This is a genomic window from Hyphomicrobium sp. (assembly GCF_041659645.1).
In the GTDB taxonomy this organism is placed as follows: Bacteria; Pseudomonadota; Alphaproteobacteria; order Rhizobiales; family Hyphomicrobiaceae; genus Hyphomicrobium_B.
The window spans coordinates 224,123-237,848 of sequence record NZ_JBAZXX010000002.1; the positions used below are offsets into that span (position 1 = coordinate 224,123).

The 13,726-nt window shown below is 58.0% G+C and carries 12 protein-coding genes and 2 tRNA genes; 6 read left to right on the top strand and 8 right to left on the bottom strand.

The features are described 5' to 3' along the window. Positions 1-494: 494 nt before the first annotated feature. The 3 genes from WC811_RS06135 to WC811_RS06145 are packed head-to-tail and all read left to right on the top strand — an operon-like array spanning position 495 to position 2,524. Positions 495-1,148, top strand: coding sequence for an AAA family ATPase (locus WC811_RS06135; RefSeq protein WP_372642083.1), 654 nt, complete (start codon positions 495-497; stop codon positions 1,146-1,148). 10 nt (positions 1,149-1,158) lie between these two features. After that, a complete protein-coding gene (locus tag WC811_RS06140; protein ID WP_372642085.1) occupies positions 1,159-1,488 on the top strand; it encodes a hypothetical protein in 330 nt (109 codons plus the stop codon). Next, positions 1,478-2,524 (top strand): hypothetical protein, encoded by a 1,047-nt coding sequence (locus WC811_RS06145; protein ID WP_372642087.1) that lies wholly within the window; start codon positions 1,478-1,480, stop codon positions 2,522-2,524. Before WC811_RS06140 ends, WC811_RS06145 begins: the two co-directional genes overlap by 11 nt. Positions 2,525-2,778: 254 nt before the next feature. Here WC811_RS06145 and WC811_RS06150 read toward each other — a convergent pair whose 3' ends face one another. Next, entirely contained in the window at positions 2,779-3,984 is a 1,206-nt protein-coding gene (locus tag WC811_RS06150; protein ID WP_372642089.1) for a hypothetical protein, read from the bottom strand. Between the two features lie 159 nt (positions 3,985-4,143). On the opposite strand from WC811_RS06150, the gene WC811_RS06155 reads away from it, so the two are divergent. Continuing rightward, positions 4,144-4,290 (top strand): hypothetical protein, encoded by a 147-nt coding sequence (locus WC811_RS06155; protein ID WP_372642091.1) that lies wholly within the window; start codon positions 4,144-4,146, stop codon positions 4,288-4,290. 391 nt (positions 4,291-4,681) lie between these two features. On the opposite strand, the gene WC811_RS06160 is transcribed toward WC811_RS06155, so the two are convergent. From WC811_RS06160 to WC811_RS06175, 4 genes are all read right to left on the bottom strand, one after another. Continuing rightward, a complete protein-coding gene (locus WC811_RS06160) occupies positions 4,682-5,956 on the bottom strand; it encodes a hypothetical protein (protein WP_372642093.1) in 1,275 nt (424 codons plus the stop codon). A 44-nt stretch (positions 5,957-6,000) separates the two neighbouring features. Beyond that, positions 6,001-7,395 (bottom strand): DUF6538 domain-containing protein, encoded by a 1,395-nt coding sequence (locus tag WC811_RS06165; RefSeq protein WP_372642095.1) that lies wholly within the window; start codon positions 7,393-7,395, stop codon positions 6,001-6,003. A gap of 175 nt (positions 7,396-7,570) precedes the next feature. Beyond that, a tRNA-Gln gene (locus tag WC811_RS06170) sits at positions 7,571-7,645 on the bottom strand. 325 nt (positions 7,646-7,970) lie between these two features. Then, the gene (locus tag WC811_RS06175) at positions 7,971-8,855 is read right to left on the bottom strand and encodes a family 16 glycosylhydrolase (protein ID WP_372642097.1); all 885 of its coding nucleotides are present in this window, start codon (positions 8,853-8,855) and stop codon (positions 7,971-7,973) included. A 706-nt stretch (positions 8,856-9,561) separates the two neighbouring features. Between WC811_RS06175 and WC811_RS06180 the strand changes: the two genes are divergently transcribed. Continuing rightward, a tRNA-Pro gene (locus tag WC811_RS06180) sits at positions 9,562-9,638 on the top strand. Positions 9,639-9,740: 102 nt separating this feature from the next. Here the strand turns inward: WC811_RS06180 and WC811_RS06185 are convergent. Together WC811_RS06185 and WC811_RS06190 are read right to left on the bottom strand one after the other, a co-directional pair. Then, on the bottom strand, positions 9,741-9,902 hold the full coding sequence (locus WC811_RS06185; RefSeq protein ID WP_372642099.1) for a hypothetical protein: 162 nt from the start codon (positions 9,900-9,902) through the stop codon (positions 9,741-9,743). 3 nt (positions 9,903-9,905) lie between these two features. Continuing rightward, positions 9,906-11,582 (bottom strand): DUF2793 domain-containing protein, encoded by a 1,677-nt coding sequence (locus tag WC811_RS06190; RefSeq protein ID WP_372642101.1) that lies wholly within the window; start codon positions 11,580-11,582, stop codon positions 9,906-9,908. Between the two features lie 197 nt (positions 11,583-11,779). Here WC811_RS06190 and WC811_RS06195 point away from each other — a divergent pair, with 197 nt between their 5' ends. Beyond that, positions 11,780-12,787 carry an NAD-dependent epimerase gene (locus WC811_RS06195; protein ID WP_372642103.1) on the top strand — a complete coding sequence of 336 codons (1,008 nt, stop codon included), beginning with the start codon at positions 11,780-11,782 and terminating at the stop codon, positions 12,785-12,787. A 50-nt stretch (positions 12,788-12,837) separates the two neighbouring features. Here the strand turns inward: WC811_RS06195 and WC811_RS06200 are convergent, their stop codons facing one another. Continuing rightward, a complete protein-coding gene (locus WC811_RS06200) occupies positions 12,838-13,620 on the bottom strand; it encodes an SDR family NAD(P)-dependent oxidoreductase (RefSeq protein WP_372642105.1) in 783 nt (260 codons plus the stop codon). Positions 13,621-13,726 lie beyond the last annotated feature (106 nt).

Genomic DNA, 13,726 nt, shown 5'->3' on the forward strand with positions numbered 1-13,726 from the left:
ATGTTGATCGCGAAGGTGCGGCTCGGCTTGCTCCGACTCGCTAGACCCGCGTCCAGTCGATCGATCGCGTAGTTACTGCGTCGGGCGCAGAGAGCGGCCTCTATAAGGCAATCGCTATGTGTGATTGAGCGGCGTATACGATGAAGCGAATAACAGCGTCATGAGTACGGATGGGATCGACGATGATTAAACGGGGGCTCACTCTCGCTATCATCAGTCTTTGCGTTCCCAATCACTTCGTGCCGGATGCGCGTGTTCGTTGAGGCCTATCGGCGTTCGCATCCCACCGGATCGGAGTGCCTGGCCTCGTTGCCTCTCCGCCATCACGTTTCGCTAACCCGAGTTGCATCGACTCGTTGAGTGATGGCACTCTCATGCCTTGCAACGCTAACCATTCCTTAGATGTGAAGCATGTAACGCTATGCTATTAATGCTAGTTTATATATCGCTGCTATACATAACATCGCGCTATTCATCGGGGAAAAAGGGCGCCAATGAACGTAGTGGGATTTCTCAACAGCAAGGGTGGAGTCGGCAAATCCACCTTATGTGCAGCCGTTGCGGTTCGCGCGGCGCTTGACGGCAAGCGCGTCTGCATAATGGACCTGGACCCTCAACTCAGCCTTTCCAATTGGTGGCGGCGAAGGGGTGAAAACGACAACCCGGGACTTGAAGAGCAAGCCGAGCGAGCTTCTGACGTTATGGAGTCGTTACAACGCGAGGGTTGGGAGTGGGTATTCATTGACGGGCCGCCCGGCGCTCTCCCCGTGACCGAAGACGCGGTACGCGCAAGCGATCTAGTCGTCATCCCGATGCGGGCTAGCGTCATCGATCTCGACGCATCGGAAGACGCAGTGCGCTACTGCCGGACAGCGGATGTGCCATACCTCGTTGTGTTCAACCAATGCAAGGGCGGCTCGGGGAAAGACAAGTTGCTCACCGATGCTCGCGCCGGATTGATCAAGGCACACGTCCCGCTCGCCGAAACAGCCGTCACGCTCCGCACACCGTTTATCACCGCAATGGCCTCCGGCAAGACGGGAGCCGAGAGGGACGCGGCGGCCTCGCAAGAGATCGATGCGCTTTGGCGTGAGATCAAAGCCGCTACGTTGAAGGCTGCTCGGGCACGTGCGCGGAAGGGTGCCTGAGATGGTGACGATGAATGACGAAGACGAGACAGCGTTCGCCAACGCCTTCAGCAAGGTCAATTACGGCTCGCCCAAGTCAGCAAGCAAGACGGCTTCGCGAGTGAAGGCGGAGCGGCGGGCTGTGATGACGGACAAGCAGCGCTCAAAAGGCGAGAGCCGCAATCGCACCATTCAAATGAACTTTCGCTGCACGCCAAGCTTGAAGCGTCTCGCGACGGGCCTATCGGGGCACATGGCTGCACAGTCGGGCAAAGATGTGTCGATCGCTGACATGCTCGAACAGGCTGTCGAGTTGCTCGCGAAGCAGAAGGGTTACAAGAGGGTGAGCGATGCTACTTAGAGCACTCGCCTTACTCTCCGGCTTTGGGATCATCGGCGCGATGGTTCACGTCGCAGTCGTAGCATCGGGCGGCTATGATGCTCCCACGGCCCCGCTCTTTATCGCGGTAGGTCTCGGCCTCTGCGTCGGGAGCCTCTGCGTAGGGGCCGCCCAACGCGACCGCCGATGGCCTCTCGCTGCGTTCATCATCGCGACGTTAGCGGCGGGCGAAGGCTATGCGATCATCACCACATCTGAGACGACGATCGCCACGCGTGACGCTGCGGCCGCCCCACTGGAAGCCGCCGAGAAGGCCCGCATTGAGTCACAGGGCCGCGTCGCGAACGCGGAGCAGGCCAAAGCACGTGCCGACGCCGCTGCCATCAGCGAGGCTCCTAAGCCCGGCTGTAGGCACGAATGCCGGATACTCTTGGAAGGAGCTAAAGCGGACGCCCGGCGTGAGCTTGATGCTGCTCGACTTGCGTTTAACGCCATGCCCGCACCACGCTCCGCCACGCCCCTCGCTGATCGGCTTCACGTTGACGCCAGCTCGCTTGATCTCCTAGCAGCGGTGTTGCGCAGCCTCGCAGTGAACGGATTAGGCGGGGCTCTCATTGCGTTTGGAGCGCATGGCGGTGGCAGCACAGCGAGACGCAAACGGGCGAGGCCACGGGCGGTAGCGTCGCGGGAGGCCAAGTCGCTCCCTCTTTCCTCTCCTAGTACAGCCTCCGCTACGGTGCTCGTCTCCGTGAAAAGCATTGAGAGGCCTACAGCTCGTGAGCACGCCTTGCATTTTAGCCGCGACGTTCTCGCTCCCGCCGCTACAGACACTCCCCTCGCGAAGCTGCACTCCGCCTATCACAATTGGTGCGAGGCATTGGGAGAAGAGCCATATGCAGCCCGAGAGATCGGCGCGGAGATGGCGGCGCTCTTTGAACGAACGGGGATAGAGGTTATCGAGGTTGACGGGACGAGGTTCGTCTCACGCGCGCGCATCAAGGGAGCACGAAGCAAGGTGGTTCTCGGCCCGATTACGAGAGCCGACGCGACAGCGTAAAGCTTGCCGCTCTCCTGCTCTCTCCCCCCAAGTTTGACTTAGCGTAGGTTGACGATGATGGAAGGGTGATGACTCTTGATGGATAACCCCGAGCCGTGAACGCGGGAGGGGAGCCACCGGGAAAGGCTAGTGCAGTTACATAAGTAATATAACTATATATATCATGGTCTTATGTCACATCCAGTGCGGGCCTACGGCGAAACGTTAGGAGGCCCGCGAGGCGCACGTCCCATAAAGGCGCTGCCCCACGACTTCTACCAAATATCGTGATCATCAGTTCCGATAGGCGGGTAGGAGCCATCTCCGGATGCTTGGGCGTCCCCAAGAACTGCGCGGACGACGTCTTCACGAGGATAGTTCCGCTCCAGCCATCTAACGGACTTGTCCTTTTCTGAGGGCAACTCACCGCTATCATCGAACACAGTGTCTGGAAGCGCAGCAGGCTCGCCAGGACGCTTCGGCTCGCCGACTTGGCCCTCGAATCCGGTCGCGGCCTTAAAGGCATCGAGCATGATCCGACTAGCACGCTCGGCATTGCTCTCTTTGACAATGATCGCGTCATGGACAGGCAGGGCGACAACGCCCTCTGCTTGGCATTGCCGAAGCGCCGCTAATAGTATTTCGCTCTCTCGATAGAAGAGGCGATGACCTAACGGTGTAGAGTGACGATCCAGCGCCGCATAGAAGGTATCTGCGACCAGAGCATGGCGCTTCAGTATCGCCTTCTCTATCCTTTTTGCGCCCCAGCCCTTCGGCAACAGCACGGCCGTTCCGCGTGGAAGCTTCGACAGCGGGCTCGTCCGGAAAAGCATTGCGCTGACGACCTGCTTGATAGCATCGCGGTGCTCGGAGCCGAGATTATCGAATCCCAGATAGAGGTCACCAGCTGGAGGCTGTACCCCGGCTTCCACGTATAGCAATCGCAAGAGGACAGAGCTGAAGTCGATGACCACAACGGGTTCGCCTTCGATCCGGATATGACCGCGCCACGGCTTGCCGCCCACTGCGTTCGCTAAACGCATTGTCGTCTGCTGCCAGAAGCCGCCGAACAGACGGCCACCTTGCTCAAATGAGTTGTTGTTGAAGATGCGCCGCAGGGAGCGATTATTGGTGCAGTCTAATCGCACTTCATTGGATAAGTACTTTATGTCCGCTGATGAGAGCCACGCGTTGATGTCTCGAAGTTCGGCACTCATGCGATCCGTCTCGTCCGTGTCGCAATAATCCACCCTCTGCGCTTGGAGGGCGCGGCCCCGCCCGTCGCGGCCTTCCGGCCTGCGATCTTTCAGAACGAGAACTGGCTCTTTGGCATCGCGATAGAAGTCATTTAGTGCTGCTTGATACTCTTCGATGAGTGCGGCGAACCGTTTGCTTGCACGCATGTACGAAGGTTCGCGCTCCTTCTTTTCCATCTTCCCGACCCGCAAATGGATGAAGCGAGTGGCCTCAAGCGCGTCCACTACTCTTCGCATCACAGGTGCGATTGCGCGAGAGTGGTAGCGGCATTGGCGACCGCCGGTCGTCTTGTGAAGCTGAGATTTGGGTTGCTCCCGTTGGACTTTGGGACTGTAACGCGAATGCCCTAACGTTATCCGAGTCCAAGCTCCCGGCCGCGTCAGGTGACGTCGAACAAGCGCGGCGGTGACGGCTTCGGCTATTACGTCATATGTGAGCTGATCATCCGGCTTACGCTTGCGGGGCGGCTTACCGTCTTCTTGTCGCCGAGCGCGAATGTCGGCGGTCAGCTCCTGTACAATGGCCGTTAACGAAGCGCTCCCAGTGTTCGGGTGGACGCGGCACCATTGGTCATAATAGGGATCGGCCTCAGACGGCTTGACGCGCCAAAATGTATTCGGCCGGTCAGGCTTGCCAAACAATTGTTGGAGCGCACCATCTTTGTCGTCGTCGCTGGTGCAGGCATCTCGGGACGGCCCGGCCGCAGCCGACGCGTGAGTATGGCTATGCGCAAATGCGTTACGCGCTTGGATGGTCTGTACGCTAGAGCGCTTGCGAGCGTCGAATGCTCGTTCCCCGCACAGCAGGGCCATGCGTCTGGCCGCTTCGTCGAGAGACGAGAGGGTCATCGGATATGTATCCTTGGTTGAAACGATGTGCGAGAGCGAGCGGGACCGCCCTTAGAAAGTGACCGCCGCTAGCCTATCCGGACCGCCGCTTACCTTTGAAAGGCGATGGCTCGCTGACGAGGTTCGTTTCGCGCATATCGAGCGGATTCCGATTCCGCCACGTGACGCGCTCGTCTGCCGCGAGAGGCTTTTCAGGAAACGCAACCTGCCAAACGAGGCGAGCAAGGGAAATGCAAGACGTCCTCCCGAACATCAGCGAAGCGCTCGAGTTTAGCGACCAGGACGTAGGCTTGAATTCTCTTGGATCCGAACGAAACCGCGCATTCTCTTCGGCTGCAAGCATACGAGCGACGACAGCATCCACGACGAAATACATCAGAAGACCAGTTTCGCCATGCCGTTTGCCACTTGCAAACTTCGCCGCGACCTCCCGACCATCCGGCATACGCTCGTATACCCACGGCAACAGCGGAATTTCGCCACGAAGGTTGATCGGCTTGCCTTCATTGTCGGGATTGGACTCAGCCCGAAGCTGTGCCTTTTTCATTTTTGCATATAGGCCAGTGCCGTCCAACGGCATCTTGCTAGCGCTTAGCTTCGCGTATTGACTGGAGCGGCCTCTCGCCCGCGCGATCGCCCTCGTTACCACCTCAATGTTCGACTTGGTGAGATTAAGGGCATTACGATCGCGAAGCCAAACCACCTCCTTATCGACGAGCTTTTTTCCTCTTATTAACCCCGCGATATGCCTTCCCACTGAACCTGCTTCTGTTCGTTTAATTAGAACATAGTCGCTGCCGTTATTGGTTTGCCATCTCCAATCCCAATCGCGGCCGAAATAATTTTGGGGCATCCCGGCAATTTCTTCGGCGTGAGACCGACTCAAGGAGACGTATCGGGGCAACTTGCTCTCGCCCGGCCAGGGCTCACCTGATAGGATTTTGCAGGCGGCCGGATCCCCGTTGTCAAATTCTTCCCGATAGAACGGCTCCGCATTCTCGTTGACATAACTTGGCTTATATCCTGCGAAGCGCTCTTTGACGGCCTCCATTCTGACCGCACTCTCAGGCGTCATCTTGGTCTCGGTGACCTTGGCTTTTCGACGTCCACTCCCCCTCGCGCAAGTTGGTTCTTTGTTATCCCGGATGCTCAAATTTATCACTCCTGATGCCCGTCGCATTTCGTCGGCGACAGCATAATTGGAGCACTTCGCATTCGGCACAAGACTTTGGAAAAGATGCGATAACACCAAACGTTTTACGGTCAATCGCTCACGCATTTGATTGCGTTGAGTTTTGATATCAATGCCAATACATGCTTGGACAATAAACGCGTGGAATTTGTCCAAAAGGCTTTTGAGAATAGAGTTAAATTAAGTGAGCGCCTTCGGAGTCAGCGCGAAGTACGCGGCCTGGATGGCAATAAGGCGGACTCTACGCACTCACGCAACTTCGCCATCAGTTCGTCCTTCGCATATAGGCCATAAGTGAGCTTGTCGTATTTGTGTCCGACCACGGCGGCGGTGACGTGCTCAGGAATCCCGGCGTCCTTAGCTTGCTGCGTGAACCAACGGCGGAATGAGTGGAAGTCGACAGCCGATTGCCTCTCGTCCTCGCGTTGGTCATGCACGCCGACACTTTGACGGAAGCGGCCGAAGCGTTTGCTTACCGGCATAGACCTATCACCGCGTTTTCCTGTGCGCTTCGTCTTGTGGCCGCCGCCACCCAAGTCAACATCTTCGATGAGCCACTCCCCCGACGTCTTGTCCTTTGATCGACGAGCGACGAGTTTGCGTAGAGCCGAGTGAATCGGGACGGCGCGAATCCCTGAAGAAGTTTTGGCGTCAACGACGTTGAATACTCCGCCTTTGCAGTCAGCCACCTTCAGCCGCGCTATCTCATCGATACGCATTCCGCTCAGAGCGCCTATGAACATGTAATCCTTCAAGGCTGCGTCAGGCTCCCCCGTATAGAGAAGGTGGCGCATCTCAACGTCGGTGAACTTGCGCTTGCGTGATAGCTTCGCGTCGCTCTTCTTTGGCGCGAGGGAGCGAAGGCGACGCCACGGGTTTGCGCTTTCCTCCGGCAAATGGTCTCGCTCTGTGAGCCAATCCCAATACGCAGCGAGACTGGATCGGCGCTTAGCGACTGTGCGGCGGCTCATCGGCTGTCCACGGGCCTTGCGGTTTCCCTCCGTGAGCAAATAGGCTGCGAACTCACCTGCTACCTTCTGCGTAATTCCTTGAAGTGTTGCATGTCCCTGAGATTCTCCCCATTCCGACAATTCGCGAAGCGCAAGGCGGTGATCGTCCTTCGTGTCATCGTTTACAGTTAGTTCGCCGAGCCACTGCTCGATGTGGACCATGATGGGGGTCGCCTTGCCCGATGCGATCGCATGATATTTGCGGGCCGCTGCTTTTCCGTGCTTAGGCGCGATGACTTCCGAAACGAGATCGTCAAGGAGTTCTCCAGCGGATACCTGCATTTCGGGATCAAGTTCGCCGCTCTCTACGCGGGCCTCATCGCGTTTTATCTCTTCGTTGAAACGGATTGCTTCCTGCGTCAGCGCGTCGCCAGGCGTGCCTTTCGCCAACCGCTTCGCGCCTGCGATTTTGCGCTTGAACTCTCGGACGACTGTCCACCTGAGGTCCTGAGCGCCGGTCAGGCTATCAGTCTTCAGCGAACGTTTGAGCTGCGTTTGTCCGATGATGTCCTGAAGCGAACGTGGCACCGCGACGATGACATGCCACTGGAGGCCGCAAAGGCGGAGGTGCTTCCGATCAGCCATGAGCGGACGCCCCCGCTTCGCTGACGTTTGATCCTGCCCAACCTGATTTTGATGTGACGCCATGCTTTGACGCGTCGCCGTTGGCAAGCGTTTTGGCAAGCACTTTGGCAAGCAGTGGTAAAAACTGCGGGCCAGGGCCACTGAATCTATAGGCTTTTCTGGAACCCAAAAGGGTTGGCTGGGATGCCAGGATTCGAACCTGGGAATGGAGGAATCAAAATCCTCTGCCTTACCACTTGGCGACATCCCAATGGGAAGACGGGGCGATAGCAGTGTTTAAGCAGCGCCGCAAGGTGTTGGGATGGTTGGTCACATCCCATCCAAACCCAAATATAACGAGTTTACTGCCCGCCCGCAGCCCAGCATTCTCGGGCGACGATTGGCGGCAGTACACCGGACGGGATTCTGCCTTGATTTGATCGAGCCTACCTCAAATGCGCTTGGTTGAAGCATGGTATCATCACCGAGACAACAGGCGCCTGTCTCTTGTCATCCGCCGTCATGTGTCTTTCCACCGATCCCTAAATTTGGCGCAGTTGCTGCGGGTCGCTCGTGCAGTTCCATTCGCATAATTTCTAGTGCGGCCACTGAGTGACGCGCGCGTAGTCCACACGGAAGGTTTGAGGGAAGGTGCTTGGATCCGGTTCGCCGCCGCCTATTCCTCCAATCGCCGTATGTATCATTAAGTACATTGGCACATTGGGAATACTGCTCAAATCCCGCACGGAGTAGAGCGTCCGGAACCCCCTTCCGTCTTCGGCATCCACGGACCAAGTCAAGGCCATTTTAGTCCACTCGAGACGATATACTGCGAAACGCGTCGCGGCATTGAACGGGAGACTGTTGATATGGAGGCCGCCATGCTTATTGTAGTGAACCGTTGTGTTCACCTCCCGACGACCTCCTTGCCAAAATTCCGCAATGTCGATTTCACACCAACCTGCATTGGGCCATTGGTGCCCGGGTATATTGGCCGTGGAGGGTTGGCTTGCCTGCCATTCGAACCCCAGCATCCAAATCGCCGGCCATGTCCCGACGCCGCCTGGCGCCTTCGCTCGGACCTCGATCGTGCCGTAAAGAAACGGTTCTGTGGCTTGTTGAATCTGCCATGATGTGTAGTGCACGGTTTTTGTAGATTCCAGAGCGTCCCCGCAGCGATGATCCTCGTACTTGGACACGCCCTCGAGTACGCCGTCTTTCACGCTAACATTTTCTGGAACGACACAGTTCACTTCGTGGTTGGCCTGATCACTCAAGCGATCGAAAACTATCCATTTCTTCGAATCGATGGATGTCCCGAGAAAGTCATCGAAGAAAATAACGGTTCCTTCGGGCGCAGTAGCATTTGCGTTTTTATCCTCGGCGGCTTCGTCCGTGCCCTGCCAAGCGAGACAGATCAAGGAGACGAGAAATGCACCCGTCACCGAGCTAGCCGCCACCATGCTTGCTGGGATTTTCATCACCGGATCTCTCCCTTGCAATTATGTAGCCTGGCGCGTTTCCACTTGGGGAAAGCGGGATCACCCTTGCGCAGCCGATGGGATCGTTGCATGCCTCCGTACACCATGGCGTGAGCCGCTGACGCTCAACCGCTGGAAAATTTCGTTTTACTGAGGCATTAAGGATATTTTCTCACCTGACGAGAGACCTGCCCCCCGAGGGATATGCGCGATCTACGTCGCCCGAGACCTTCTCTCAGATGCGATCCAAATCCCCAATGAGGAGCGTGGGTCACCTCCACAAAAGGTGGTGCGAGATTATTCCAAAGCCAGAATTAGTTTTCAAGTCGACGCCGACATTCGCGCAAAATACTGATTGTTTTGGTTAGCCCTTGTCCAAAAGCGGCGACTTCGATCTTGGAGCAAAGGGATCATCTTTCGAAACTGACTTTTGGGCCGATATCTTTTAAACGATCGTCCGAACATCGTCTGCCACGCGATCCCGCGGCCGGGCAATGGCACGGGGCAAAGCGCGCAACAAACTTCAACAGGTCGTGTGGCGGGCGAGCGTCTTGGCCCGGCAGCTCAGACATTGTTGCATGAGGAACGTGAAAATTCGTTATTTTGAGACGCTTGCGGGTTGGGATCGAGGCCGCTATAACGCGCGTCTCCCGGGGCTCGCAATGGCGCGGGGGAAAGCCTAAATTCAGGCTGACAGACGGTCGGGCGGAGCGTAGCGCAGCCTGGTAGCGCACTTGCTTCGGGAGCAAGGGGTCGGAGGTTCGAATCCTCTCGCTCCGACCAGTCTTTTCAATGACTTAGCGGTCGCCCTCAGCAACAACGCCCCCGATACCGCCCTTCTTGTAGGTGCTGACGCCGTTGATCGCGCGCCACATAGCGATCTCATCATGCGTTTCGCTCATCGGGATCGGCGATGACGACCGCCTGAGCCAGAATAGCGGCATAGTGTCTGTTCGCCGGATCGGCCGGGATGAAGATATTTCGCCCATCAACGTTCGCGTTAATGATTGTCTTGCTGGCGTCGGTCCATTTCGCATCGGTTATCATTCGTCATAGCCTCGCGTCGGCGGTTATGTGGGCGTAGATGATGTCGTTTGCCGACACCGAGACGTTGTTAACTTGAACATACACGTGCAGGATTCCGATCGCGCTTGTGTTGGCCGCGACGTCTATACCGGCGTTCTGCACGCGGGCCTTGCTTGATGCCCCCGTGTACGGCGAATACAGACTCACCGATGGGATCGCTCGCATGGCGGCCGGGAATAACCAGTCGACCACTTCAGCATAGTTGACGGTAACCCATACGAATCCGCCCGGGGGGCCGCCGCCGCCCGTCGCTCCGTAAACGGTCCCCGGCGCGTCGCTGACCGGGTACGTCTTCGCATAATACCTCTGACAATTGACGAGATCACTTTGCGGAGGCGGGGGATCAAATACTGCTGGAGCCGCTGCGCCAGCGCCGAGCCAGACGTTTCCGATGTCCAGCGTGACGGATTGAGCCTGGGCGCTGTCGGTCCAAATGAACAGATAGAGATTGTTCATCGAGCCGCTGACGGTCCCGATGGTGTTCGAAATGCAGTCAGCGAGCGTGTTTGCGGTCAGCGTTAGCGATCCGGTTCCCACGACCGTCAGGTTGGATGAGAGGAAGAAATTTCCGGGCGTGAACGTGCCGTTCGTCCAACTGTTCACGATGTCTTTGGTGATGCTGTCGGCCGTGCTCGTCCATTCCACGACCGCCCATCGGAGGGTCGTCGAAGCCGACATGCGGGCGCGAAAACGAACCGATATGGCTTTGCCGCGCAAATCGCGCACGGCTGTCTTCTCAAACGGCTGAACAATTCCGAAACGCTGCGCGGTCGCCTGAGCCTGTGTCAGGCGCATCATGACGGGCGTGCCATTCTCCACGTCGGCGAGTTGCGACGGTGTGATCGCGCCGGACTGGGTCAGGGCGTACCACTGATCGAAGCCGGTATAGCTGCCGTCCGCCGCCGAGGCTAATCCCGCTTGCGCAAGCTGGCCCATCGGGTTGAGGACACGGTTGCGGGGAGAAAGCAGATTGGTCGCCGGTAAATCCACCCGCCCCGACGCGCGATCGATCTTGATGGCTTCGTGCCACGCCGAGCCGTCGGCGCTGACCTTGAAGTGAAAGTCATCGTCGCCAGCCAACCCAATCTCGGCGCGGCCGGAGTAGTTCGTTTGATAGAGGACGGAGGCGGTGTCGGCCGCCGCGTGTTTGTTGATCTTCTGCTGATGGCCCGCGCCTTCGTTATCGAAAAGGCTCGCCGGGCTTTTAAGCGAGAGACGATTGGTCGAGTCTGCGGCGGCGTTGACGCCGACATGGTCGAGATCGTCGAGTTCGGTGATGTCTCCCGAGCCGCCAGTCCCGCCGCCGCTGAATGCCGCCCAAGCTCCGGCCGAGTAAACGGCGAGTTCGTGATCGTCCGCGACCCACGCGATCCAGCCTTCCTTCGGCTCGTAGAACGCCCAGGCTCCGTCTTGGAACGCAGCGATCTTTTCGCTCTGGCTCGTCCAATCTCCGGTTGCCGCGACGGCGACGAGATAGCGGTTGCCGTCGACGGGGCTCGCGGGGGGCGCGGTCAGCGAGCGACTTTCGACCGACAGTTGCACAAGACAATCAAGCGCTCTGATCGCCTCGTTATGCGTGACGTGCTTCTGCGCCTGAGAGGCCAGGATATAAGGCAGTTCCAAGTTCGGCGTATCGTTCATGTTCCCGCGCAAATATCCGCATCAAAACTCCCAGGCATGAAGATAGGGGCGCGCCGAATGGCGGGGATAAGTTTTTGCGTTTTTATTTTGGTAAGACGCCGGCGCGGCCTCTCGTCGATTGACAGGGATGATGGACCGACTAAACCCGGCAAACACATTTTGGGTCAGGCCCGAATTCCGGGACGAGGACTGCCGCAATGAAATTTCTGCTGACCGGCGCTGCCGGTTTCATCGGCTTCCACACCGCCATGCGCCTCCTGGATCGCGGCGACGAGGTGGTCGGCGTCGATAATCTCAACGGCTATTACGATCCGGACCTCAAGAAGGCTCGCCTCGGAAATCTCGGCGGCCGCAAGGGCTTTTCATTTCTGCATCTCGACATCGCGGAGCGCTCTGCGATGGCAGAGCTGTTTCGCGTTCAGCGCTTTGATAAGGTCATTCATCTCGCGGCGCAGGCGGGCGTGCGTTACGGCATGACCAATCCGCACTCCTACATCGATTCAAACATCGTCGGCACACAGAACGTGCTCGAAGGCTGTCGCCATAACGGCGTGGCGCACCTCGTGATGGCATCGTCGAGTTCGGTCTACGGCGCCAACACGAAGATGCCGTTCAGCGAGCACGACAACGTCGATCATCCGCTGAGCCTCTACGCGGCGACCAAGAAGGCGAACGAGCTTGCGGCACACGCCTACGCGCATCTTTACGGACTGCCGATCACGGCGCTGCGCTTCTTCACGGTTTATGGACCGTGGGGCCGCCCCGATATGGCGTACTTCAGCTTCACGAAGAAAATTCTGGCGGGCGAAGCCATCGACGTTTTCAACGGCGGCGACCACGCGCGGGATTTCACTTACATCGACGATATCGTCGAGGGCGTGCTGCGGACGGCAGATAAAATCGCGGCGCCCGATCCGAACTGGAACAGCAATGCGCCGGCCCCCTCGACGTCTTCCGCACCCTACCGGGTTTACAACATCGGCAACAACAATCCCGTTGCGCTGATGGATTTCATCGCGGCGATCGAGAAGGCCACGGGACGCACAGCGAAGAAAACCTTCCTGCCGATGCAGCCGGGAGATGTTGTGAAGACCTATGCGGATATCGACGATCTCGCCCGAGATGTGGGCTTCCGGCCGTCAACACCGATCGACGACGGCATTTCGCGCTTCGTCTCCTGGTACCGATCGTATTACGGCGTTTGAAATCCCGTCATGCCGCCGAAGGTCGGCATGACGGTGCCGGCTGTCCGCGACTACAGGAACATGCCGCCGGAAACTTCTAGGCGCTGTGCCGTCATCCAGCGGTTCTCGTCGGACAACAGCACGGCGATCATCGGCCCGATGTCGTCCGGCAGGCCGGCGCGGCCCATCGCCGTGATCGACGCCACGAACTTATTGGCCTGCGGATTATCGCGCACGCTGCCGCCGCCAAAATCCGTTTCGATTGCACCCGGCGCCACCACGTTGACGGCGATGCCGCGCGGCCCAAGCTCCTTCGCCATGTAGCGCGTCATGACTTCGATTGCGCCCTTCAAAGAGCCGTATACGGCGTAACCGGGAAGCGCGAAGCGTGCGAGGCCCGATGAAATGTTGACGATACGGCCGCCGTCCTTGATCGATGGCAGAAGCTTCTGCGTCAGGAAGAAGACGCCCTTGAAGTGAATATTGTAGAGGCGGTCGAAATCCTCTTCCTTCATGTCGGTGATGGAACCCGGCGCCGAGATGCCGGCGTTGTTGACGAGGTAATCGAACGTGTCGCGGTCCCAAGTGTCGTTGAGCGCGTGCTTCACCTCGACGGCGAACGCGTCGAACGTCGCGCTCTTTCCGGTGTCGAGTTGGAGCGCCACGGACTTTCGACCCAGCGCCTGGATCTCCGACACGGCTGTATCGGCTTCTGCCCGATTTGAGTGATACGTAATGATCGTGTCGACGCCGTGCTTTGCGAGGCTGACGGCCGTGTTGCGGCCGAGACCGCGACTGCCGCCCGTCACGATAGCGACTTTATTCTTTGAATTAGCAGCGTTTTCCTGTGCCATAATGCGCTCCTGGAGTGATGTTTCGATCTGTAGGATCTAAGCTTCCGAGGCATTTCGCTGAATACCGGAACTCTCGAATTTCTTGCCTATTCCTCCAAAGCGCATT

What these genes read in the sequence shown, in the direction of transcription:
- WC811_RS06195 (WP_372642103.1), top strand. Translation starts at nt 11,780, where the DNA reads ATGAAATTTCTGCTGACCGGCGCTGCCGGTTTCATCGGCTTCCACACC.
- WC811_RS06135 (WP_372642083.1), top strand. Translation starts at nt 495, where the DNA reads ATGAACGTAGTGGGATTTCTCAACAGCAAGGGTGGAGTCGGCAAATCC.
- WC811_RS06190 (WP_372642101.1), bottom strand. Translation starts at nt 11,582, where the DNA reads ATGAACGATACGCCGAACTTGGAACTGCCTTATATCCTGGCCTCTCAG.
- WC811_RS06185 (WP_372642099.1), bottom strand. Translation starts at nt 9,902, where the DNA reads ATGATAACCGATGCGAAATGGACCGACGCCAGCAAGACAATCATTAAC.
- WC811_RS06165 (WP_372642095.1), bottom strand. Translation starts at nt 7,395, where the DNA reads ATGGCTGATCGGAAGCACCTCCGCCTTTGCGGCCTCCAGTGGCATGTC.
- WC811_RS06200 (WP_372642105.1), bottom strand. Translation starts at nt 13,620, where the DNA reads ATGGCACAGGAAAACGCTGCTAATTCAAAGAATAAAGTCGCTATCGTG.
- WC811_RS06145 (WP_372642087.1), top strand. Translation starts at nt 1,478, where the DNA reads ATGCTACTTAGAGCACTCGCCTTACTCTCCGGCTTTGGGATCATCGGC.
- WC811_RS06175 (WP_372642097.1), bottom strand. Translation starts at nt 8,855, where the DNA reads ATGAAAATCCCAGCAAGCATGGTGGCGGCTAGCTCGGTGACGGGTGCA.
- WC811_RS06140 (WP_372642085.1), top strand. Translation starts at nt 1,159, where the DNA reads ATGAATGACGAAGACGAGACAGCGTTCGCCAACGCCTTCAGCAAGGTC.